This is a genomic window from Paenibacillus sp. J5C2022, from assembly GCF_025567625.1.
GTDB lineage: Bacteria > Bacillota > Bacilli > Paenibacillales > Paenibacillaceae > Pristimantibacillus.
This window is the reverse complement of record NZ_JAOQJC010000016.1, coordinates 36,266-59,490: the sequence shown is the minus strand read 5'-3', so window position 1 is coordinate 59,490 and position 23,225 is coordinate 36,266. Positions and strand designations below refer to the sequence as shown.

General features: G+C 48.1%; 19 protein-coding genes and 1 pseudogene. All 20 read right to left on the bottom strand.

All coding sequences use genetic code 11. The features are described from left to right. Window positions 1–78 precede the first annotated feature (78 nt). The gene (locus M6D81_RS14675) at window positions 79–1,917 is read right to left on the bottom strand and encodes a glycosyl hydrolase family 28-related protein (protein WP_317259129.1); all 1,839 of its coding nucleotides are present in this window, start codon (window positions 1,915–1,917) and stop codon (window positions 79–81) included. A 30-nt stretch (window positions 1,918–1,947) separates the two neighbouring features. Next, window positions 1,948–4,275: an AraC family transcriptional regulator gene (locus tag M6D81_RS14670; RefSeq protein ID WP_262677655.1), complete on the bottom strand. Its 2,328-nt coding sequence runs from the start codon at window positions 4,273–4,275 to the stop codon at window positions 1,948–1,950. Window positions 4,276–4,314: 39 nt separating this feature from the next. Beyond that, a complete protein-coding gene (locus tag M6D81_RS14665) occupies window positions 4,315–5,418 on the bottom strand; it encodes a sialidase family protein (RefSeq protein WP_262677654.1) in 1,104 nt (367 codons plus the stop codon). 19 nt (window positions 5,419–5,437) lie between these two features. Then, entirely contained in the window at window positions 5,438–7,084 is a 1,647-nt protein-coding gene (locus M6D81_RS14660; RefSeq protein WP_262677653.1) for an extracellular solute-binding protein, read from the bottom strand. A 57-nt stretch (window positions 7,085–7,141) separates the two neighbouring features. After that, entirely contained in the window at window positions 7,142–8,026 is an 885-nt protein-coding gene (locus M6D81_RS14655) for a carbohydrate ABC transporter permease (protein ID WP_262677652.1), read from the bottom strand. A gap of 20 nt (window positions 8,027–8,046) precedes the next feature. Then, entirely contained in the window at window positions 8,047–9,009 is a 963-nt protein-coding gene (locus tag M6D81_RS14650) for an ABC transporter permease (RefSeq protein WP_262677651.1), read from the bottom strand. A 270-nt stretch (window positions 9,010–9,279) separates the two neighbouring features. Continuing rightward, entirely contained in the window at window positions 9,280–9,855 is a 576-nt protein-coding gene (locus M6D81_RS14645) for a dihydrofolate reductase family protein (protein WP_262677650.1), read from the bottom strand. A 96-nt stretch (window positions 9,856–9,951) separates the two neighbouring features. Continuing rightward, window positions 9,952–10,176, bottom strand: a complete 225-nt coding sequence (locus M6D81_RS14640) for a helix-turn-helix domain-containing protein (protein ID WP_262677715.1) — start codon at window positions 10,174–10,176, stop codon at window positions 9,952–9,954. A 206-nt stretch (window positions 10,177–10,382) separates the two neighbouring features. Continuing rightward, on the bottom strand, window positions 10,383–10,976 hold the full coding sequence (locus tag M6D81_RS14635; RefSeq protein ID WP_262677649.1) for a GNAT family N-acetyltransferase: 594 nt from the start codon (window positions 10,974–10,976) through the stop codon (window positions 10,383–10,385). Window positions 10,977–10,982: 6 nt separating this feature from the next. After that, window positions 10,983–11,591, bottom strand: a complete 609-nt coding sequence (locus M6D81_RS14630; protein ID WP_262677648.1) for a TetR/AcrR family transcriptional regulator — start codon at window positions 11,589–11,591, stop codon at window positions 10,983–10,985. 206 nt (window positions 11,592–11,797) lie between these two features. Further along, window positions 11,798–12,265, bottom strand: coding sequence for a phage tail protein (locus M6D81_RS14625; RefSeq protein WP_262677647.1), 468 nt, complete (start codon window positions 12,263–12,265; stop codon window positions 11,798–11,800). 230 nt (window positions 12,266–12,495) lie between these two features. Beyond that, window positions 12,496–13,395, bottom strand: a complete 900-nt coding sequence (locus M6D81_RS14620) for an AraC family transcriptional regulator (RefSeq protein ID WP_262677646.1) — start codon at window positions 13,393–13,395, stop codon at window positions 12,496–12,498. 2 nt (window positions 13,396–13,397) lie between these two features. Further along, complete coding sequence (locus tag M6D81_RS14615; protein WP_262677645.1) at window positions 13,398–14,036, bottom strand: SGNH/GDSL hydrolase family protein; 639 nt, start codon at window positions 14,034–14,036, stop codon at window positions 13,398–13,400. A gap of 57 nt (window positions 14,037–14,093) precedes the next feature. Then, complete coding sequence (locus M6D81_RS14610) at window positions 14,094–15,899, bottom strand: glycosyl hydrolase family 28-related protein (protein WP_262677644.1); 1,806 nt, start codon at window positions 15,897–15,899, stop codon at window positions 14,094–14,096. A 66-nt stretch (window positions 15,900–15,965) separates the two neighbouring features. Continuing rightward, window positions 15,966–17,549: a hypothetical protein gene (locus tag M6D81_RS14605; protein WP_262677643.1), complete on the bottom strand. Its 1,584-nt coding sequence runs from the start codon at window positions 17,547–17,549 to the stop codon at window positions 15,966–15,968. Window positions 17,550–17,584: 35 nt separating this feature from the next. Then, window positions 17,585–19,324, bottom strand: a complete 1,740-nt coding sequence (locus M6D81_RS14600; protein WP_262677642.1) for a glycoside hydrolase family 2 TIM barrel-domain containing protein — start codon at window positions 19,322–19,324, stop codon at window positions 17,585–17,587. 15 nt (window positions 19,325–19,339) lie between these two features. After that, window positions 19,340–19,807 (bottom strand): annotated as a pseudogene (locus M6D81_RS31830) (glycosyl hydrolase 2 galactose-binding domain-containing protein); the annotation flags it as partial. 110 nt (window positions 19,808–19,917) lie between these two features. After that, window positions 19,918–20,739, bottom strand: a complete 822-nt coding sequence (locus tag M6D81_RS14595) for a carbohydrate ABC transporter permease (RefSeq protein WP_262677641.1) — start codon at window positions 20,737–20,739, stop codon at window positions 19,918–19,920. Between the two features lie 19 nt (window positions 20,740–20,758). Beyond that, window positions 20,759–21,715: a carbohydrate ABC transporter permease gene (locus tag M6D81_RS14590; protein ID WP_262677640.1), complete on the bottom strand. Its 957-nt coding sequence runs from the start codon at window positions 21,713–21,715 to the stop codon at window positions 20,759–20,761. A gap of 66 nt (window positions 21,716–21,781) precedes the next feature. Then, on the bottom strand, window positions 21,782–23,224 hold the full coding sequence (locus M6D81_RS14585; protein ID WP_262677639.1) for an ABC transporter substrate-binding protein: 1,443 nt from the start codon (window positions 23,222–23,224) through the stop codon (window positions 21,782–21,784). Window position 23,225 lies beyond the last annotated feature (1 nt).

Sequence of the window (23,225 nt, the reverse complement as noted above, 5' to 3'; positions counted from 1 at the left end):
CACATTATTGATGATGAAGTCCAACAGGTTGAAATCATAAGTTCTTCGCTGCAAGTGGAGAATTGAAGGAGAACGTTATTAAAGCAACGTCGCCTTAATAAACTGGATTTTTCTATCCGGCGACAATCTCTTCAGAACAAAAGAGCCGGACTCCGCTTCCAGCGTATAAGGCTTCATTCCGCCGGCTACGCCCATATTCGCGCTCTCCGCAATCGGCGTAACATTCCCCGCTCCGTCCGTCAGAAATGCAGCCGTCTCATTATTATCCGCTCGCAGAACAACGATGCCGGCGACATAGCGGTCAAACAGAACGACGGAGCCGAGCGCTATGTCAGGCGCTTCGCATTCGATCCCGGAAGAAGCCGTAATAAACTTGGTCGATGTGAATTGCGAATCGCTTTGCTTGTGCGGCTCATCCACTTCCTGATTATCGAACAACCGGCAATTCGAGATGGTCGGGGCAGCCGATGTGCTGAGCGCGATCGGAGCGTGCGTCAGCTGGCGCATCCGGTTGGAAGTGATATCAGCGTGTCTCAGCTCCATCGCTACACTGGACGAATCAACAAATATACCGTGCCGACAGGATTCTATTAAGTTATCCTTGATAGCCGCGGCTTCCAGAACATTCGATAACGGCCTGTTGCCTTCCAGCGAGACTCGAATTCCGAATTGATAAGTCCGTATAATATTGTTATGACAACGGACGAATCCGCTCTTGACATTGATGCCTGACGAGCCATTCGTGTTGGAGAATCCGTCGATGACGTTGTTGGCCACCACGGAGTATTGAGCGGCAATGACAGAGATTCCCCCTACCTCGCCATTCTTTATAGTGTTGCCCTCGACAACGCAGTATGCGGATGTCCAAGGGGCGGCATCTCCGGTTATGGAAACGCCGTCTACGTAGATGCCTTGTTTTACAGATCCGGTGTGACCGGTCCGGCAGCTGATTGTATTCCCTTTAATCGATGTGTAATGGTTGTCCCGGACGAGAATGGCTGAATTGAACGAACGCTTGACGGTGTTGTCGCTTATGACGGTGAACCGGCATTTATAGCCGGACTCAATTCCTACATCCGCCACATCCTCTACTACGTTGCCGATAATGACATTGTGATCGCACGTCTTCAGATCATGCGCCTGTGTGGTTGCGCTCGATGTGAAAAAGATGCCGTTGGACGTCCGAACCGCATTGGGCAGGTCGCCCTTTATATGGTTGTAGGCGACCACGTTATAGTGGCAGCCCTCAAGATCAGCGGCTTCCGGTCCGATCTGAATGGCAGACCGATAGAAGCTCTCGAAGTAATTTCCTTGAATCGTCCAGCGATGAGTTTCCCTTCCCAGATCGATATGCTGGGTTGGCGAATGAAGGAATCGGCAGTTCATTATTTTCCCGCTGACGCAGCCAAAGGAGCGGAGCGTAGCTCCGGTACCAAGTCCGTCAGCCACTCCGGCAGCGCCACGGTTGCCGTCGAACGTCAGTCCGTCCACAATGACGTTGTTCGCCGATATGCGCAGCAGGAAGCCCTGTGCATTCGGCGCTCTCTTAATCACCCCGCTTCCAATGGCATGAATGCCCTCCTTCACAATGTTCAAGCATTCAACATTGTTTCCCGGAGCAATGCCGCACAGGTAAGTGCCGCTCGGGAAGAAGACAACGCTGCCGGGAGGGACTGCGTCGAATGCGGCTTGAATCGCGGCGGAATCATCCGTTATTCCGTCTCCCTTGGCCCCGTAGTCCATCACACTGACGAAAGCTCCGCCGCTCGAAGGCTTGCCCTTCCCCGATCCCTTGAGCGTCTGGGATGCTGCTTGCTCTTCCAGCCCTAACGATCGCGCATGAGCCTCGATCGCACCACCCGTCATTGCGGCCACGCCGGCCATGCCCATCAAGGCTAATGCCTGTCTTCTGCTCATTGTCACGTTCCATCACTCCTCCACTTGGAATCATTGCATCAACATTCTCTTGTACTCGGTTGGTGTTGCGCCTTCTTTCTTTTTGAATTTGCGGTTAAAGTTGTTGACATCGGTATACCCCACTAGCTCGACAATCTCTTTGACCGTCCGGTCCGTCTCACGCAACAACCGCTTGGCGTGCTGCAGCCGAAGATGATCCAAATATTCGATCAGCGAATAACCCGTCTGATTTTTGAAGTATCGCGTCAAATAAGAAGGCGACATGTTGAATTCGTTCGCGATCGTATCGAGACACTGTCCGGGATTTCCATATGTTTGGTCGAGATACATGAACAGCTTGTCACGAAGCTCAAAATTTTTGCTTTCCTTCGCCTGCCTGCTGCAATCGGCTATCATTCGGCAGCAATGCACCAGTTCGGCTTCGAACTGCATAATCGTTTCATAATTTAGCGAGAACACCCTGTCAAGCCGGCTTTTCAGCTCGGGATCGGGCCGGAGGTCAAATTCTTGAAGCGATTTTTGTATCGTGTTGACGAGAAGGGCGCATATCTTCTCCGCATCCGCCAGAACGATGCCGTCATGCTTGAATTCGCTTATGATCTCTCGCAGGAGCCGCTCAACTTCCTCGCTCTGTCCTTGAACCAGCGCATGAATAATCCGTTCTTCCTGTTCCTTGCGATATTCCGCGGCGCGTTCAGATTTCACAGGGAGGTCACGCTGCCTGATTACCCTGTTCGAACCGAGCAGAAATCGATAGGCAGCTGCTCTGCAGGCTTGATCGACATACTTAGGCGCAGCCAGAAGCTCCTGAAATTCATCGGAGATGCCAACGGTAATCGTGAACGGAAAATTGTCCCGGAAGAACGCTGCCGCCTCTTCAGCCAGCCGCTCCGACAACACTGTGGAAGACTCCTCCTGCTCGATACTTACAATCATCGCAATCCCGCGCACATCGCCCAGCACGGCCGCATAGCCATGTCCGATATTCAGGGCGAGCTCTTCAGCGACATTCATAATGCTGTAACGCAGCAAATTTTGCATCTTATTGTTATTCTTCAGCTCAAACCACTCGTAGTCGTCAATCCAAAACCATAGGATCGCGAACCGCGGTCCGCCGAGACGCAGCTCGGCGGAATCGATGTAGCCGTTCAGTTCATCCGCATGGCAGATCGAGCCCTGCATCAGCTTGAACAGAAACTGTTCCTTCACCATGCCGAGCCTTGTATTCAATTGCACACGCAAGCCCCGGTTCTCGTCGGAAATGTGATCGAACTGCTGCGAGAGCCAGACAAGTTCGTCCTTGCTTCTCGCAACGGCATTGAGACGCTTGCGGCCGATCGATTCCACAAGTTGACGCAGCGGCCGGTACGCGCCCCAAGCCAGCACGTAGGAGACGAGTGCGCCGATGATCACCGCAATGACGGCCGTCCAATAGAAGATCGCCTTGGTGTCGTTCACCTTCTTCATCATTTGGCCAGTCGGTATCGCCACGGCATAGGACCATTTCGTATAATCGGATACTTGCTTCACGACCGCATAATCGCCCAAGACGGCAGCGCCTCCCTGTTCGCCGGAAAGCGCGCCGTTGCCCATCAGATTCAGAAATTCCGCTTCATCCGCGCCATTGTCTCCTCTGGACACGGACAATATAGGGGTACCGTCACGATCCAATATCGAAGCGTATCCGTTATAGCCCTGAAATACCTTCTCGAGCATGCGCTGCAGCTCGCTGCCCTTAATCAGAAAGAGAAGCACCTGGCGTGAGCCTTCCGTACTCGTCTGAAGCGGATAGAGCAAGGTCGCCATCCGTATGCCATCCGCCCCATGCGCCTTCAGCGTCTCGACGGGTCTTAACAGCGGCATTGTCAGATCGTCCCCCGCCTGCAAGAAATCGTTCAGTTCCCAGGTGTCGTACTTATAAATGTGCTCGAAAAACATGTCGGCCCCATACGTGCCGCTCGCCGCATAAAATCGGCCTTCCCCCTGATATTCAGAGTAAAGCGCAAGATCGTACAGAAAGGAGTTCGTGGAAATGAACGTTTTCAATTCTCTGACCGCCCGAAGCGTATCGTAACCGCCTTGCGCCATCTTGAAAGACTTCAATTGAGGATGCGATGCAATTTGCACCGATATACGATGCATTTCCTGCACCCGGACATCCATCATGTCGCTGATTTGCTTCAACATCGCTTGATTGGACCGCTCGACCTCCTCCCGGAGCGTTTCAATCACCTGCGCATAGACGAGACTCCCTACGGTTAGTAGCAGAAGAACGACCAGAAGCACATAGGAAAAGAAGTATTTCAAAAAACGGATAGACGGCTTCCGCAGCCGAAATTTGTTCACAAGCCTTTTCATCGCGATCCCCCCGTACACTTGCCTCTGAACGTTTGACTATTATTTTTCGCGCAGCACTCCAGCCTGATGAACAAGCACCTTCAGCCGGGCTGCTTCTGATACGCAGCATTCCGCGAGCACATCTTCTTCCGTGAAGACGGCCATCAGAATTTGTTTCTCCTTATACCTCTCCCGATCATAAATAATATAGATGCAACCTGCCGCATCCTCCGTACCGTCCGGATAAGAAATATCGCTTCTCTCATCAAGCAGAAGCCCCTCGGACCAGGTGAGGCCGTCGTCCTCCGACAACTGCGCTGTCAGATGGCTGCGTCCTCTGTAGCCGTAATGATTGACGAGCAGCAGCCTCCCGGAACGAAGCCGGCGGATGAAAAATCGTGAGCTCGGTCCCCCCAGCCGCGTCGGCTTGCCGGGACTCCAGGTTAGCCCTCCATCTTCGGAAACGCTTTCACCGATGCCGTAATAGGTTCTCACCAACATCCATAAGCTGCCGTCCTTGCGTTCCACAATCATATGCTCGTCGAAATGACGATTGGGCACGTCGGCATGGCCCCGCTTATTAAAGCTCTCGCCTTGATCGGCCGACGCCAGCACCTGTGAGAACCGTTCTTCCGGCAAGCTGTGCAGGCTGGAGGACATGCAAGACCAGACAGCCGATGGCAGCAGCCATTCTCCGGAGGAAAGCACCGTCGGTTTATTCATCATGATACCATGGGCAATTCGCCTCGGTAACCCCCACTCCGGCTGTGCCGCATCAGGATTGCCGCACACGGAAGCCCAGACGCCGCATCTGCCGTCAAATATCGTCTCGCCGAAGCTTTGCGCCCAGAAGAGCCACAGCCGGCCCAGCGGGTCGACCCACAGGCACGGATCGAAGGCTCTCACGAGCCCGGGCGGATCGATCGCCCATGTCGGGGACGACCAGGTACGCCCGTTATCATCGCTCGTGACGATCAGCACATAATTGTTCGGTCCTTCGTTATCGCCCCCGCCGTAGAAGGCGGCCCACAACGTTCCCCCGGGCGTTTTCTCAATCGTCGGTATGCCCTGGAACAAGCGCTCGGCATCATCATACTTGCCGTTCCCTCGAATATCCGTTAACGGGACCGGGATTAAAGCGGCGTCGCTGTCCGCTATGTTCATATGGATTCATCCTCTTCGATTAGTTCTTGTATCGCTCGTAAGCAGCCTCGTAAATCGCCATATAATCATTCAAGCCCATACGCTCAATCGTGCTGATATACTCGTCCCAAGCTTCCTCCACCGATACTTTGCCGGTAACGAACTGGGCGCGCATCTCGCCTACATAGGTGCCGATATCGTTGGACAACGCCACGATCCGTTCGTTCTCCTCCGCTGTGAAGATGAAAGCCGGCCATACTTCCTTCGGCTTATATGGTTCCAGCCATGCCGCGGCCTCCATCACTTCCTCCAGCCCTTCTCCCGTATCCCAGGCGAAGCGTTCTTCCCTTACAATAGGATGACTTGTGAACGGAGCTACCAGCTCTCTTGAGATCGCTTGGTCCAGCGTCATGCCATCCGGATTGTTGACAATATCTTCGACGAAGCGATACTTGCCGTCTCTCATCTCGTAAGTCACGCCCTCCATCCCCATCCAATACAGAACGGCGCCATCTCCGTCTATGAAATAATCGGCCCATCGCATGGTAGCCTCTGGATGCTTATTCTCATTCGTGATGACAAATGCTCCGGCCACCTGCAGGTTGGGCGATACGCCAGCCCATAGCTGATCGCCTTCAGGACCCTTCAAGGCTTCCGGAATGCCACGGAAAATCGTTCGCTTGTCTCCGGCCCATACCGTGTTGATATTCATGAATGCGCCTACGGTATCCTGCGCGATCTTGGCGGTAATAATCGAATTGTTGGACGTGAAGATTTCGTTATCGAGAAGTCCTTCCTTGTACAGCCGGCTTAGAAACTGCATCATTTCCTTGTATTTGGGATCGGCAGGCACGAACCGCAGCTTGTTCTCTTGTTCATCGAAATCGACGTTGGCATGCGATATTCCTCTATTATTCAATCCCCACGCGCCGGCTAGGCTTCTCAGCACGCTCGTCATATCTGCGCCCGACAGCGGTATCTCATCCGCAATGCCGTTGCCGTTGGGATCCTTCTCCTTGAAAGCCTTCAGCACTTCATAGAGCTCATCCGTCGTCTTGGGCGCCGGCAATCCGACGGCATCCAGCCACTTCTGATTAAGGAACAGTTTGGTGGACGTCAGATGTGTAGGATTAATCGACATTTTCGGCAGTGAATAGATGTTTCCGTCCGGTGCGGTCAAGCCTTTCCGAATTTCGGGATATTGCTCAAGCAGCTTTTTGAAATTCGGTGCATAGCGGTCGATCAGATCATTGAGCGGAATAAATACTCCTTGCTCGCCGTAAGTGACCAGATCCTGGGTCGTGATCCCTCCCCCATAGAAGGCATCCGGAAGCTCTCCGCTGGCCAACAGCAGATTTTTCTTCTCCTGCAGGTTTTCGTTGGGCACCAGATTCCACTCCACGTGAATGCCGGTCCGCTTCTCCGCTTCCTTCCACAGCAGCTTATCTTTCCATTCCCCATGCAAGTGGGATTGACCTGCAACCATCGTTAGAGTAAGCGGCTCGCTCACAATCGGCAGTCCTTCGGGTTGAACGGATGTCGTCCCTTCCCCGCTCGCATTCCCCTCCGATTTCCCGTTTTGTCCAGTCGACGTGCCCGGTTCGTTCGAGGAACACGCGGCAACCAGCAGCAGTATCGCCAATAATGTCGCAATGACACCGATATGTTTTTGTTTTCTTGTTTCCAAGATGCTTTGCCCCCTTGTGATTTGTATTTCGATAAGAAGCATTCCTTCAAGCTCGGTTTACCCTTTAATCGCGCCAATCATGACGCCTTTGACAAAGTAACGCTGCAGGAACGGGTACAGCACCAGCACCGGAAGGCTGGATACGACGATGACTGCGTATTTGATGCCTTCCGCAATCAATATTTGATCGACCGAGCTTTCCGTAGCTTCGACCATCTCCCCCATTTGATTTTGCAGCAGAATTTGCCGAATGATGAGCTGCAGCGGGAATTTGCTGTGATCTGACAAATAAATAAGCGCATTAAAAAACGCGTTCCAATGCGATACGCCGTAGAACAATATCATGACAGCAATGACCGGCATTGACAATGGCAATACGATTCGCAGCAGCGTGCGGATGTTGGAACTGCCATCGATTTGCGCCGATTCGTGAAGCTCCGAAGGGATCGTCTGAAAGAACGTCCGCATAATAATGATATTCCACATCGATACGGCATTTGGCAGAATGATCGCCCATATCGTATTGATCATGCCCAGGTTTTTGATCAGCAAATACGTCGGGATCAGTCCTCCGCTGAAAAACATCGTAAACGTAAACAGCATCATCAGCGTATTGCGCCCGTCAAAATCTTTCCTGGATAACGGATACGCGGCGCAAATCGTCAGTGCGATATTAAGTGTCGTCCCTACTGTAGTATAGAGAAGCGTGTTCAAATAACCGGTCACGATATTCGGGTCCTGCAGCACCCGGGTGTACGACTGAACATTGAATCCTACGGGAAACAACCACACCTTGCCTTCGAACAGCGCTGCAGGGTTGCTGAACGAAGCGCTCAGCACAAATAAAAGCGGATACAAAACGACCGCGCTTACAAGACCAAGCAGCGTCAAATTGACTGCATCAAACCATTTGTCCCCGGCCGAAGTTTTTATCTTCGCCATCCTTCCGCTCAATCCTCCCTCTACCACAAGCTCGTGGCGGTCACTTTCCGGGAAATCCGGTTCACCGTCAGCAGCAATACAAGATTAATAACCGCATTGAACAAACCAACGGCAGCTGCAAAGCTGTATTGCGCGCCCAATATGCCGCTGCGGTATACATGAGTGGCAATGACGTCAGATGCTGCAATATTCATGTCATTCTGCATCAGAAAAGCTTTCTCGAAGCCGACCGTCATAATTTTGCCGCACTCCAGTATCAGCAGAATAATAATCGTGGGCATAATGCCGGGAATATTGACATGCCAGATGCGCTGCCATCTGCTTGCTCCGTCCAGCATAGCGGACTCGTGCTGCTGCGGATCGACGCCGGCCAGCGCCGCTATGAAGATGATTGAGCTCCAACCGGTATTTTGCCAGACGCCGGACAGTACGTAGAGCGATTTGAACCAGGCGGCTTCGGCCATGAAATCGACCCGTGGAACGCCCATAAGACCTAGAAATTGATTGACCAATCCCGTCTGCGGCGATAGAAACACCGTCATCATACCTACCAATACGACAACGGAAATAAAATGCGGAGCATAAGTAATCGTCTGAACCGTCCGTCGCAGCAAAGAATGACGCACTTCATTCATCATGAGCGCGAGAAAAATAGCCAGAGGAAAGCTGAGCGCCAAATGATAAAGACTGATCGCGATCGTATTGATCATCAATCTGTTGAAGTAGAAGCCCTGCATAAACCGTTCGAAATGCTTCAAACCGGCCCACGGGCTTCCCCATATGCCTTTGGTCGCTATAAAATCCTTAAAGGCGATCTGCACGCCATACATGGGAAAGTATTCGAACAATATAAAAAATACGAGAACCGGACTGATCAGCGCATATAGTTCCCAATTCCGCAGCGCCTTCTTCACTCTCTTGCGCAATCGACCTGCTCCTTTCGAGACCGGCTCGCCACCGTTAACCTGAATCGTGCGTTCCATTGTCTGCACCCCCGTCCTTCAGCCTGTAATCAAGTATGTTAGCCATTTTGCCCCCCTCCTTTCGGTTCCCATCATAGCGGGACGGCGTAAGGAATGTATATATGCAGCTTTTGACCTGCCCCGTACGATCTTTACATTTTCCGTTTTTCGCGATGAGAACCGCATAATAACGGCGATTATCGGCCGTTGATACATGATGAACGCAAAATAACCGATCCGAAATGGACCGGCTTTTTTAACACTATGCAACTCTCGTTCATATCCTCGATTCTACTTCTTTAACACATAATGAAGCAAGACATTGCCGGATTCGAACGTTCTCGCTTCTGCCAAACCGAGATGGAACGGCATAACATCCGGGAACATACGCTTCCCTTCACCTGCAACGACCGGGGTGACTATAAACATATACTCGTCAATCAACCCTTCATTGGCAAGCTGCTGAACGATAGAGCCGCTGCCTAGAACAAGGATGTCTGTGCTGGATTCCCTTTTCAATTGAGAAACAACCTGTATAAGATCACCATTATAAATTTGAGTGTTCGACCAATCAGACGATTGGATTGTGTTCGAGAATACGACTTTGCTCATTTCTGTCAACTCTTCTGCGATCTGCTTCAATTGCTCCGGCGCACGAGGATCGTTCAAAACAGGCACCCAGGAACGTTCAAACCCGCGATAGGTTGTCCCCCCCAATAGCAACGTGTCCATCCTTCCGCCTATTTCATGTGCCGCTTTGTCAACTTCGGGGTCATGGATGAACCAATCCATTCCAAAATTCGCTTCATTGCTGCTGGCAAAATAACCGTCGATCGAAACCCGGTTCAGCATTTTAATTTTCCGCATACGTCATCGCTCCTTCAATTTGATTATTGAATCCCGAATGGAATAAAATCATCATAACCGTTGCGACACCATCATAATTGGATAAAACCGTCGATTTTACAAATAGGACGAGCCCGTCAGATCGCTATGAAATTCACTGACTTTCATAGCCATATGCTTAGGGCTCACCCACGAAAACATCTTCATGTCGCGGATAAAATGAGACTGATCATAATAATTCAGCGCATATGCGACATCGGATAACCGTTCATAACTCCCTGAGTGCATCATCCGCAAAGCTTCGTTGACCCGCCTTACCCGTATAAACAATTGCGGGGGCATGCCTACAACGCGAGCATAGACGCGTCCCAACCGAACAAGCTGTACAGCGCATGGGGGCCAAGTACAAGCTGAATCGTTACATATGGCATGCTTCTGAACCGCATAATGCTCGGTTCGGCCCCTTGACCATGGAGAAACAAGACCGGCACATTGGACGTTTGTGCCGAACGGATCGAAATACTTTCGATTGCCGCATTCCAAACAGTTCATTTCACATACTTCAACGATATGAGATGATTGATTCCGATTTTTTCGACCTGCTTTTTCGGAATCGCTTTCCTTTTATATTCTGTGAACCCCAATTTATTGTACAGGTTCATAGCCGGGATATTCGTGTCCGCAACCTCTTCAATCAAGAATTCTTTGTAAGACTTGGTTGTGACAATATGGTTAATCACTTGCGAGGCCGCTCCCTGACCTCTAAATGCCAGAGCTGTCCCGACAAATTCAATCGAGCATTTATCAAGTTCAGGATTATCCAGCAGCACTTGAAATTCTTTCTTGAGCACGAATCCCGCAATGCTTCCCTTCAATAATCCAAGATGTTGTCTCAAAGGTTTTGCCTGGAGTATTACCGAATACGCTGTGCCGTCAGTGACAGCGGCCATAGCAGCAACTTTATCGCCTGACATAGCTAAATAGAATTGGCTTAAATCAAACATATGAGCAAAAGCTCTGGCAATTTTACTACTGTCTTTTGAGAAGAAACCAAGCCACTGAGTAAATCCGTCGGCAAAAATCTCAGACATTTGCGATCTTACATCTCCATTTGCTTGATCTGCTCTAATCACTGAAAACATGTGCGACTAATCTCCTTTCCCATACAAGAACATAGTAAGGATCGAGGTAGAGGGCATTACGAAGTTGTTATTCAACCTGACCTTCATCTCAGCCAATCCCTGAATCGAAGCAAAGAAATACATGGCCATCTCGTAAGAGTTCCCGGAAACAAATTCCTCACATTTCTGTCCTCGTTTTATAAGCTCGCTTGTTGCCGTTAACAATTTTTGATTGATTATCGCAGCTTCGTTTTGATTGTCATCCGCTCCGGCTCTTGAAGAAAACGACTGCGACATAAGAATCATTAAATTGGCAAGCTGCTCTCCCGATACCATATCCTGATAAACTTCATGGACAAATTGATTCATAAGCTTCGCAGGTGATTCATCAGATTCGAATAGCTCAATAATCCTAACAAGTCCTGTTCGTGCAAATTTCACCAGCTCATGAAATAATTCATCTTTTGTTTTGTAGTGCCTGTACAAGAGTCCGATGCTTATTCCGGCCTTATCGGCAATTTCTTGTACATTTGTGGTTCCGAATCCCCTTTGAACAAACAGCTCCATGGCTGCCGTTTGAATCTTTTCCCTTGTTTCATTTCGCATCGTTTCAAACTGCTCTTTCGTTCGCGGCACAAGTGGGCACCACCTTTTTGAGTGAGTATTTACTCATTATAAAATAAGCGGATCAAGAAAACAATACGTAAACTCCCTCAAACCGATATGCTCCGCTTAACGTCATCACTTTTGTACCAAAATATTTTTCATATAACCATACAACGAAGAACGCCATCACGATAAAGTGATGGCGTCCCATTCAAACGGAGCATAACAGACTCGTTCTATTCGTATTCCCCTTTAATGACAAAAAACGAGCCCCGAATCGTACCCGCAAGTTTAGATTTCTGCCTGGCAAATTTAAACTTCCCTTCTAACTCCTGCGGCACTTCCATCCCTTCGGAAAGCTTGAAACCAACAGCCCGCTTCTTAGGGCTATCCACGGTATACATGACGTTGAGTGCAAGACCATCCTCATAGAAGACATAGGCCATTCGGATGTCTTCTACTTGAAAACGCGTTGTTTCCAACGGTTTGCTCGAAAACGCAAGATCTCGTTCTTCCTTCAAAATCCGGTTCACATAATCCAAGGTTTCCTGACTTTCACTGGCAGGTACAACCGTAAATTCATGCTTGTATTTGTTCATAAAGTAACGGGCTTCATTCGCACGCAGACCGGCAAGCGCTTCTGCTACAGGTGAAGACTCTATACCTACCGTAGACACATTTTTGAAATCAACAATATAGGACATTTCCATCTCTCCTTCGACCTTATATAAAATGTTCGAAAACCATTCAATGGGACACCTTTTGGTGACTCTTTTATTCATTATAGGACACCATTAAGTGTCCTGTCAACGATTAACTTTTAGACTGAACCACTACTTTCAATAGCGTCCAGAAACAAAGAAATAGCCCCGACTCCATTCACGTTAGAAGGAAGATCGGGGCGTAAATGCCATTATACAAAAGCCGGCCCTTTTCAGGGTCGGCTTTTATGACGCAGCCTAATGGTCTCTCCCGGAAGCTTGGATGCTGCTGTCGCTCTCCGCATCAGTTTGCGCCATTCCGCCGGACTTTGGCCGTAACTTGAAGTGAAGAGCCGCGTGAAGTAGTGGACGCTGTTGAAGCCTGTCTGCTGAACGACATCTCTTATTGACAGATCACTGCCCGACAAATAACTGGCCGCGGCCTTCAAGCGAAGGTCTCGAAGGTACTCGAACGGGGTCATATTGGTATGTTTTTTGAACAAGCGGACGAGATAGGAAGGATGCAAATATACGACCTTTGCAAGCTCCTCCAACGAAACATCCTCCTTATACTTCCAGTCCATATAATCAATCAGCAGGTCGACGGCTTCACGGGACTTCGGCCTGCTCTTCAGCTCCCGAGACAGCGTTCCGCCCTTTGATGCCTCCAGCTCATGAGCAATCAGCCTATAGATTTTGTGAATTTCCAACAGGCACACATCCGTAAGATTTGAATCCCGTAGAGCGCTGCCCGTCGATTGCAGATGATACACGAAGTCGATGGATTGAAGGATCGCAGAAGCTTCCAACGTTTTAATATTCACGTCTTTCCGCGACTGCTTGAAGTTCCATTGATCCACCTGTTCTTCACTGAATGGGAATTCGCCCCATTCGTCAATTTCGATAAACAGGAATTGGATTCCATCATAACTGCATGCCAGTTCATGCGGCGTAGAGGCCGATAAAATAAACACAGCCGGCGAATCGGCCTCACATACGTTGCCTCTCCATTTGAAAACAGCCCGTCCAGCGGTAATATACAATATTTCATGACAAGACCGGTGCATCCCACCGATAGAAGAAAATTCCGTTCTTTGGGAAATCGAGCCTGTCCCGCAAAATCGAATTTTCATCGCTATGTGATTCGTAACGAGCTATTTTGCACAGCGTTCAGCCATTCGCGGGCGATCAGATCATGTCCAGCGGCAGTAGGATGAACGCCGTCCCAGATCCAATAAGCCGCATCCGCCCTCGTACAGGCGTTATTGAAAGCTTCTTGCAGAGGAACAAATACAGCCTGGAATTGTTCTGCGAGCCTGCGAACCGTCCTCTGGTAATGCTCGATCTGCCTTTTCCGCTCCTCCCACCTATCAAGCCCCGTATTCAAGAGGAACGGCTCGCATAGCACCAGACCCGTATCCGGCAGCACGGATTTGGTCTCTTCCAGTAAATGCCGATAAGACCGTTCAAACCGATCCGTTATGCTGTTCAATGCCCATCCCACATCGTTCACACCGATTAAAATACTGATCAAGTCCGGCCGCAGATTCAGGGCATCTTCGTTCCAACGCGCATACAGCTCGGAAGCCCGATTCCCGCTTCCCCCCCTGTTAATAAAAATCGGCTGCTTCTCGGCCAATTCAAATCCAAGCTTTCCGGAGATCAGGAAGGGGTAGCCCTGCCCCAAAATATAGCTGGAATCTTCGTCCCTGCCCCGATTGCCGTCCGTAATGGAATCCCCTTGAAACAAAATAACCATCTTTTCATTCGACATGTACAATAACCCTCCTATATCCCAATACGAGTCAAACATTCACACCGGTGTTCCTATTTAAGTCGCGATCGTACCGTAACCTTTCCAAATTCCAGGGGTGCCGGCCTCTACACAAATCCATCCGACATACCCTCCAGCGGCTGGAGCGATATTTTGCACCATTTCACCTACAGCCCAAGTGCCAATATCCGGTGGCCCAGAAATTTTCCTGACCGAATTCGTATTTACGGCGTTGAATAGGGCAATTGGCGATTCCACTACAACCACCTTGGCTACCGATAAGAAAGAGGCTTCCGTAGCCAAGATGTTGGATGCATTGGCGCACAAGCTTATCGTCAGAGGAACGTCCTTGGCACACTCCACTTTAAATGTAAATATCCCCCAGTTATCATTATCATTCGTGAAGCCTCCGTAATAGATTTCGCCGCTGCTGCCGCTTTGCGATACAACTGTAAACATTTTCCCCTTGAAAATAACTGTAGCTGTAACATAGCCAAGGTCTGTTTTCGGCGTTACGGTGAATGTGATGCCTTGTAATGCGTCTCCGACAGATACGTTTACTTTTACAGCACGTTGATACGGATTGGGCGCTGTACTATCATTGACCATTTCCGGTTGCCTCGAGCCCATTGCATAATAATGTGGCGGTGTATATTCCGGCTTGCCGGTCGGTTGAAACCGCATGTCTCCGTTCTCTTGCAAATTCACGACATCTAACGGCAAGTAACTTCCAACCTTCTGAAAGAAAACATAGTTATTGCCTATTAACATGCTGTCTTGCTTTCCAATGGGAGTTCCGTTGCTGTCAAAATTGCCTCCGTAAATCCCCCAATTTCCTACAACGATATTTTTATTGACGGGTATTCCCTCAATGTATGGATTTATCAGCGTATTGTTTTGATTAATTTCACTTAATACGCCATAGCCTTCGTTGCTCGATTGATACGAAAAGTCGCAATTCATAAACACATTATTGTGACAATCCAGAGTCGAGCCTTCATTTCTTAACCATAAGTTTTTCATGCTGTCCGCAATATGCGATTGAATGTTAGTAAACTGATTTTGATTGACAGGCCCCTGGGAGACGTTCAGTTCCAGTCCTTTGCAAAAAATGTTGATAAACGTATTCCAGTACGATCCCCAATCCGTGTTGTATCCGCCAAATTTCACTAGCCCGTTGCAGTTGATATTCTCCAGATTGCAATACCACACGCCATCTATTGTAAGCTTATCGCATTTCAAATTTTTCACACTCAGCCGTTTTTGCGTCGTCATGCGAACTTCGCCTTTCAAGTAAACGGCATCATGGAATTGTCCATCCATATTTGCCGTTACGTCTATCCCGCCAGTCAAATTGTAGTTGCCTGGGGGGATAACCAGACTGCCGCCGTTCGCCGCTATGAATGCGCTGACATACGCTGCGGTATCGTTAGTCGATCCATCGCCTGTTGCTCCAAACCATTTTACATTAATAGCTCCTTCATAGATTCTCTTGAATCTTGCCCCGGATGAGGATACCAGGACAGTTCCGACATTGTCAGAAGATATGAGGTCCAATGGATCGTAGTAAAAATGTCCTTCCTGACCATAATCGGTTACGTAATAGATACAATCCGTAGTAGGAGACTGCAACGCTCTTAATTCGCTGATCGTGAAATCATGGCAAGGATCATGCTTTTTTTTCCCGGCATTCGATTGGGCAAAAGCCAACTCGCCAGGAAGAACTGAGCCGGCAGTCAAGGCAATTCCTGCCATCCCAAGTGACGTCAACAGCTTTCTTCTGCTAATCGTGCCGGATGAGTCAGAGCTTGGAGTCTCTTCCCCAGTTGTCGGATTGAATCGTTCTTCCTTTTCATTAGACATACGAACGCCTCCAATTCATATTTTTGCAGCATGACTGCGATTTATAGTGCAGGGGATTGCCCCATACTATCCGTTACCAAGCGGACATAAAACGATTGCTTGACGTTCCGGCACGATTGTAAGTTCGCCGGCTTTTTGCTCGTCAATCAATATTGTTCCATCCTCACAATTGATTTTGTAAGGATAGTGGTTATACACATAATGAATGCTGCTATCCGACACTTCTGTAATTGGTATCGCTCGAGCCTCATTCCAATTCATTCGCAATCCCCAGCCTTTCATGTCACTTTGAACCATAATCTTGTCCAAAGCGCAGTGAATGACCAGGTATCCTCCTCCATCCAGTGCCACCGATATTCGAAGCTCTTCTTCGTTCAAATTTTCCAATATCGGCTTATTTCCCTTCAATTGGCCAATTGAACCGTCCGAATGATGACATATTGGATAAATGCCAGCCTTACTGTCGGCCTCGCCCCATCTTGCCCCATCCAGCACCGGCAGCGCATCATACAGACAAGTAGGTCCGGCACATACTTCAGTCAAGTAGCGTTCCTCGTAACTTTCGTCATAAAAATGAATGTCTCTCAACCAGAACTGATCATGATCCCAGTAAACATTGAGGCGATAGTTGCGATTGGAAAACCACACGGACTGTTTCCCTTCATTTTTCCAATCTTTTCTCGCAACGACAGAAGAAGCCGGCGTCAATTCGTAATTGCTCCTATACCAGATACCTGTCTGAGCTAGCGTTTCTACCTGCAGTTCGCCCATGGATTGCCGTTCAGCGAGAAGTTGAATTTGATCCGTCAACCCCTCCTTCATTAGCTCCCAACCGAACGCATTTTCTTGTCCTACTTGCGTATAGCCGAACGAGAGAGAGGCTTCATTGAAATTGACATCGAAAAACCAACGCACCCACTCCGGATCGCCACCGCCCCCACCTCCGGCAGCTCTGCATGCCGGCTCCAGAGTGATGACACTTTGCTCCGCATGCTCATCATTCATGTCGACGTCATACTGGTATATGGGATCACTGCCCAGCATACGAAAGACAGGAACGGATATTTGATTTTCTCTCTGCTGTGCAGGTATAAAGGAGTTTTTGCGACTAGGATAATAAGCTTGATTATAGTATCCGCCCCAAAGCGTATAGCCGTCGGTTCCCCATTGGTCCTTGCAATTGCATGATGCGACGATCCCGTATTTGTCAGCCATGTAGCCTAACATATGAGCGTCTATCTGCCATGACCCTACAGACTTCGGATACGTTCCGAATACTTGATAAAATTCCGCCATATACGCATCGGCAAGCAGTTCACGTTCGCGAGGCGAATAGCCTATCGAAAGACCAACATGCGCATGCCAGTCCCACTGCCAGCGGCCTTTCCATGTACTGCCGATCTTTTCAACTAAAATCTGGGAAAATTCAAACCAAGCGCCTACCTCTTGCTCTTCATTCAATTGTTCTTTTAACAAATTGGTGAATCGTTCATCGATTAGAGCGTCGTATTGAACAAGCCAGGTTGCCGCCAGATTGTTCTGTTGAACTAACCGAATTTGTTCGCGAACAGGCTCTATAAGGTCTACCGGACCTCTTGGCTCCACGCCTCTGATAAAATTTACGATGTTCACACGATTGTTTTTTAACATTTGCTACTCCCCCGGTTAATGAATTGCGCTCAACTCTACTTTCCTACAGCATCGGCTTGAAAATCAGCTTGCAAAGCGGCAATATCAAATAACCATCGCTTGTAGGTATCCAATGAAAAAGGCGGGTAGCCCAGCATATAATGATTCCCGTATGTTTTCCCTTCCATTGTCCATTGCATTAAAAATAAACGCTGCTCTCCATTCGAAACGCGAATTTTCCCCAAATTCAAATTTGTATTTGCTCCTGCATGAAAATTCCCTTCCAGAAGCGATTGTCCGGAGTCAGCATCCCATATTTTGTAATCCCCGGAAGCGTGTAGCCTGGTATCGTTGCTGATCATCACTTGAACATGCCAGTTATGCGGTTCGTCAATCATGATGCACACCGGTTCCTGAGCTCTTTTGATATAATGATAGGCCAGCTTTTTGCCAAAGTAATAATCGACTACCGCATCTGAGAATTGTGGCCAGCCATCCATCATATTCCACCAAACAATACCTGTGCGGCGCCACTTTTTGATGCGAGTCATCTCGATAAAAAACTTTTTGGCTTCTGCCTGCGAAATTTGTGAAGCAAGCACGAAATCTTCGAGATTATCGGGAGACACGCCGAACAGTTCCTTGATCTGATCCGCCATCAGTTTAACACGGTATGCATACGGCCCATCCAGGCCGATCGGGTCGGAGCAATGGGTGGTCCATTGCTCGTTATCTTGATAAGGCCACAGGCTTTCCGCATCGATAAACTGCTTCATTGACGACACATTCGGGCACCCATGATAACCGATTTCACTTACGAAATGATGGGGGCTGTCCGTATAAAATTTACTTTTGTAGTAATCTCTCGGTCCCCATAAATGGGCTTCTGGCACAAGCCGCTCTTGCTTCTGGGCGATTGCACTTGGCGAGAAGTAAGGAGAGCTGGGCAAGTACGGACGTCTCGGATCGCATTGAAACGCAACCTCCGCCAGTACTTCTCGGTTAATCTTATTGAACGCAGGGTCAAGACCTTTGTAATAACAAAAGATATCGATCTCATTGTCACCGCACCATAATACGATCGAGGGATGATTTCTTAGCTTCTTGATGACCGACATCGCTTCTTCACGAATCACTTGTTGAAAGTCAATCGTCTGGGGATAAAATCCGCAGGCAAGAGCGAAATCCTGCCATACCATTAATCCATATTCATTGCATAACTCGAAAAAGGCATGGTCCTCATATACATTGCCGCCCCAACAGCGAACCATATTGCACTCCGTCTCACGAAACAGCTCGAGAATACGTTCGTACCGCGAAGCATCCCTGCTGTGGAATACATCTGCGGGAACCCAATTAGAGCCTTTGCAAAAAATAGGGACATCGTTGACTTTAAATAAAAACTCTCCGGGATTCTCCGTACCGGTCACATCTGTACGAATGAGCTCAACGGTGCGAATCCCAATCGTATCTTGCCTTTCGGCAACCACTTTTCCTTGCAGCAATAACTGCGTTCTCACCTTGTACAAGCTGGCTTGCCCGTATCCTCTCGGCCACCACAGCATCGGTTTGTCAATTTCTATTTCCACTGCTCCTGCGCGAAAATTCACTCTGCGTTTTAGTTCAAAAGCAGAATCTCCGCACTGCCCGCTGCATCTTATCTCCATTTCACCGAAGTTCTCCGGATCAATCTGGAGCTGATAATGAACGGTCATGTGAGCTTTATGCTGATCTGCTTGAATCGTGCAAAAATACAATTCCTCAATCTCATTTTGTTCGTGTATATCCAGTTCCACTGAGCGCCACAATCCGGCAGATACAGCCCTTGGCATAATATCCCACCCGAAGCTATGCGGCGCCTTCCGAATCCAAAGCTGCTCCCAGTTCGTTTCCAATGCAAAATGGATGGGGTCATAGCTCTTTTTCGCAGCCTCCAGTATAGGAGAAACCAACCGAACGGCCACAGTGTTGGACTTGTTTTCCTGCAATTGCTCCGTAACGTTAAACCTGTGCTCGATAAACATATTATCCGAGGTTCCGATCTGTATCCCATTCAACCAGTAGGTGGCAAGACAATCGACTCCATGAAATACAAGATCCGCTTCCCGATTGCTGATATCAGTCGGCTGGAACTCTCTCACATACCACCACTCATACAACTCATAGGGCTTGAGAAGCTTAATCTGGTTACCGAAAAAGAGATCGGGCAATATATGTGCTTCCATAAGATCCAATTCAACGTTTCCCGGAACAACAGCCTGTACTGAAGGCAGCTGCATATCCGTCAGCTGATCAGGATGTGTAATGGTATACTTCCCCTGAGGAAAGTAGTAAAGTGTCCAGAGCCCGTTTAAACTACGATTATTCATTGAATTAAGCTCCCTTGTATCTATAATTTTACTGAGCCTGATGCCAATCCTTCGACAAATTGCTTGCTTGCCAGCGCAAACAATATAAGGAGCGGGAGCGAGGCAATGACATATCCTGCGAATAATGAGCCATAATCATTAGCAAATTTTGTCCCGATCGAAAGCAATCCGACAGGGATCGGCTGCAATTCGATCTTATTCAATACCATAATGGGCAATACGAATTCATTCCATGTAGATAACACATTCAATACAGCGAGCGTTCCGATAATAGGCTTCGATAACGGGACAACAAGGCTGACCAGCACTCTAATCTCTCCGGCTCCGTCCATCCGCGCCGCTTCAAACATTTCCTCCGATAACGATGAGAAGAAGGAGCGGAGAACGAAGATGCAAAAAATTTGACCTCCTGCGATATAAGGCCCCCATACCCCCATCCAGGTATTGATAAAGCCAAGATCTATGATCAAACTGTACAGCGGAACCATCGTTAAAATACCGGGGATCATGAGCAAAGAAATAATAAGAAAATAGATTTGCTCCTTCAGGAAAAAGCGCATTCGCGCCAAAGGATACGCTGCCATACAAGAAATGACCATGACGCCGACAACCGTGACACCACTGATGATGAAGCTATTGGAGATATAACCTCGAATAGCAACCCATGCCTCGGAATAATTCTCGAAATGCAAAGGAAAAGTGAGCGTCCATCGATTCATATTAAACTGATAAGTGTCTTTGAATGAAATTAATACCATCATGATAAGCGGAACTACTGTGAGAATACCCAGGAATATCAAGATGGAATGCATGATCCCATTGCCGAGCGTTAGTTTTCGCATGTCAATCTCCTCATCGTTCCTACCCTTGATCGTACTCGGTGGACGATTTCAAATATTTATTGTTAATGACGGTTAGTGTAAATATGAGCAAAAACAATACTACACCTATCGCACAACCGTATCCTAACTGGTTATTATTGATAGCTTCCTTATACATGATGTAGCCTGGAACCGTTGTGGAGTTCATCGGCCCGCCACCCGTTAATACAAGCTGGATATGGAACGATTGGAGAACGCCAATAACGGTAAGTATGACCAGAAGCTTGATTTGAGACATCACCAATGGAAGCTCGATTTTGAAAAACAGTCTAAACCCGTTTGCTCCATCAACGATAGCCGCTTCCTTCAATTCTTTCGGAATGTTTTGCAAACCGGCCAAGTAAATCAATATATTGACTCCCGATACATAAGGGAACCCCATCACAAATAACGAAAGCATCGCTGTTTTAGGACTGGCTAGCCATAACGGCAACTGATCCTGCGGGACGCCAGATGCGGATAGAACGGCATTCATTAATCCGACATCGGGATTTAGAATAAACTGCCACAACAAGATTCCGACCATAGCCGGGACAACCATTGGAAATACGAACAGCAACCGGTAGAAATACTGCAGTTTTTGATTGCGTATTTTATAAATAAATAGTGCGACAATGAGAGGAACCGTTATCGTGACAAACACGCTGAACAACGTAATCCATAACAAATTCAAAAACGCTTGACGAAACTCTTCCGTTGTAAATATAGAAACAAAGTTATCAAACCCGATAAATTGCGCTGGACGAAAGCCGTCCCAATTCGTGAAGGAATAATAGAAGGCTGCGATTGCCGGATAGTAGCTGAATGTGAAAATCATGATGACGGTCGGAAGAACAAACAAGTAAGCCTTAGCGTTTATAATTCCGCGCTTTCGCCTCCTCTTGTTGCTGTAAAAGGTTGGTGGCAATCGAAGCTCTTTTGCATTCGCCGTTGACATTTTTTTATATCACCGCTTCTGTTTGTAATAAAGGGGATCTTTTTATCGATCCCCTTTGTTGCTCTCTTATTTCACCCACTCAGGATTTGCCGTTGCCAGTCGATCGGCTGCCTCCAAATAATAGGATTTCATTTTCTCCAGAAATTTCTCCTCTGACCATTCTCCGCCTATATAAAATTGAACTGCCGTCCCGACTTTATCATTAAACGGCGGATCAAAAAGGGCGTGGTACCCCTGCACATTGGCCAAAGGAATATTTTCAGTAAACGTCTCGTGCCCTTCAGGCGGAGTAGCCCCTATGACATTCGGTTCCGAATTGGCTTCATGTACGAGTTTCGTCACATTGTCAGGCGTACTGAGGAACATGAGGAAGTCCATGATGACCGGTATTTTGTCAGGCTCTTCTTTTTCCAAGTAGCCCGGGACAATCCACTGCAATCCTCCCCATGGCCCGTAGATTTTTGTCGCATTACCGGATGCCAGCGATGCCACATCCTGTGTAATGGCCGGCATATTAAACGTACCCCACTCAAATGGCATCTTCTGATTTTGAAGATAAGAAACATTCCAACTTCCTTGCAGCTGCATAGCCGCTTTTCCGGACAAAAACATCTGATCTCCGTCAAACTTGGCGTTAAATCCTTTTGGCCAATATTGCGACCATTCCTTGATCAACGACCATTCTTGCTTAAGAATGTCCATATTAGGCAGCTTTCCGTCTTTCACCGCTTTGACTGTTTCATTGACCTCGAGATAATTGTTCCCGTTAATATCGATATCATCTAATTTGTCTAGCATAAATTGACTGTGCAATAGCGAATCGGCCCATAATGGATCGAGGGCTGACGGGTCGAGACCGAATACAAACGGAATATGGCCGGCTTCTTTAATTTTGGCCTGCACATCCATAAATTCCTTCCACGTCTTTGGAATCGATAATCCCAGATCTTTAAATATATTTTTGTTATAAAAAATGGCTACGGCCACGCCATCCCCTGCAATATCATAGATTTTGCCGTCAGGCGCTCTTACGCTATCCATGATCCCGGGTACGAATGTATCCTTCCATATTTGATTGCCGTTATAGGGGTTCTCTTTTTCCAGCCAAGGGTCCATTTCCAGGAACCAACCTTTTTGATAATTTTTCCATGTATCATTAAATTGCGTCCAGAAAATGTCCGGTGCATCCTTGCTCAACATTCTTGCTTGCAGCCATGCATTCCGATCTTGGAACGGAATTTCTACAAATTCTATTTTCACGTTCGGGTGCAGCTTGTGATACTCATCCGCCAATTCCTGCATGGCTTTACGTGTCGTCGGATTTTTTGCGGTAGCCTCCGTAGGAAAATAATCATTCGGGTCATATTTAATGACCCACTCTTTTACAGCAGGATCCGAAGTTTTTGAACCTGAATCCGTTTTCTCCCCCCCACTCGAACAAGCAGCAACAGTCAATAGCAAAATCAATGACACTGCAAGCCAAATGGTTTTAGCTCTTTTTTTAATCATA

Coding starts and splice junctions, on each gene's coding strand:
- M6D81_RS14675 (WP_317259129.1), bottom strand. CDS start 1,917: ATGAGCAGAAGACAGGCATTAGCCTTGATGGGCATGGCCGGCGTGGCC.
- M6D81_RS14670 (WP_262677655.1), bottom strand. CDS start 4,275: ATGAAAAGGCTTGTGAACAAATTTCGGCTGCGGAAGCCGTCTATCCGT.
- M6D81_RS14665 (WP_262677654.1), bottom strand. CDS start 5,418: ATGAACATAGCGGACAGCGACGCCGCTTTAATCCCGGTCCCGTTAACG.
- M6D81_RS14655 (WP_262677652.1), bottom strand. CDS start 8,026: ATGGCGAAGATAAAAACTTCGGCCGGGGACAAATGGTTTGATGCAGTC.
- M6D81_RS14650 (WP_262677651.1), bottom strand. CDS start 9,009: ATGGAACGCACGATTCAGGTTAACGGTGGCGAGCCGGTCTCGAAAGGA.
- M6D81_RS14645 (WP_262677650.1), bottom strand. CDS start 9,855: ATGCGGAAAATTAAAATGCTGAACCGGGTTTCGATCGACGGTTATTTT.
- M6D81_RS14640 (WP_262677715.1), bottom strand. CDS start 10,176: ATGCCCCCGCAATTGTTTATACGGGTAAGGCGGGTCAACGAAGCTTTG.
- M6D81_RS14635 (WP_262677649.1), bottom strand. CDS start 10,976: ATGTTTTCAGTGATTAGAGCAGATCAAGCAAATGGAGATGTAAGATCG.
- M6D81_RS14625 (WP_262677647.1), bottom strand. CDS start 12,265: ATGTCCTATATTGTTGATTTCAAAAATGTGTCTACGGTAGGTATAGAG.
- M6D81_RS14620 (WP_262677646.1), bottom strand. CDS start 13,395: ATGAAAATTCGATTTTGCGGGACAGGCTCGATTTCCCAAAGAACGGAA.
- M6D81_RS14615 (WP_262677645.1), bottom strand. CDS start 14,036: ATGTCGAATGAAAAGATGGTTATTTTGTTTCAAGGGGATTCCATTACG.
- M6D81_RS14610 (WP_262677644.1), bottom strand. CDS start 15,899: ATGTCTAATGAAAAGGAAGAACGATTCAATCCGACAACTGGGGAAGAG.
- M6D81_RS14605 (WP_262677643.1), bottom strand. CDS start 17,549: ATGTTAAAAAACAATCGTGTGAACATCGTAAATTTTATCAGAGGCGTG.
- M6D81_RS14595 (WP_262677641.1), bottom strand. CDS start 20,739: ATGCGAAAACTAACGCTCGGCAATGGGATCATGCATTCCATCTTGATA.
- M6D81_RS14590 (WP_262677640.1), bottom strand. CDS start 21,715: ATGTCAACGGCGAATGCAAAAGAGCTTCGATTGCCACCAACCTTTTAC.
- M6D81_RS14585 (WP_262677639.1), bottom strand. CDS start 23,224: ATGATTAAAAAAAGAGCTAAAACCATTTGGCTTGCAGTGTCATTGATT.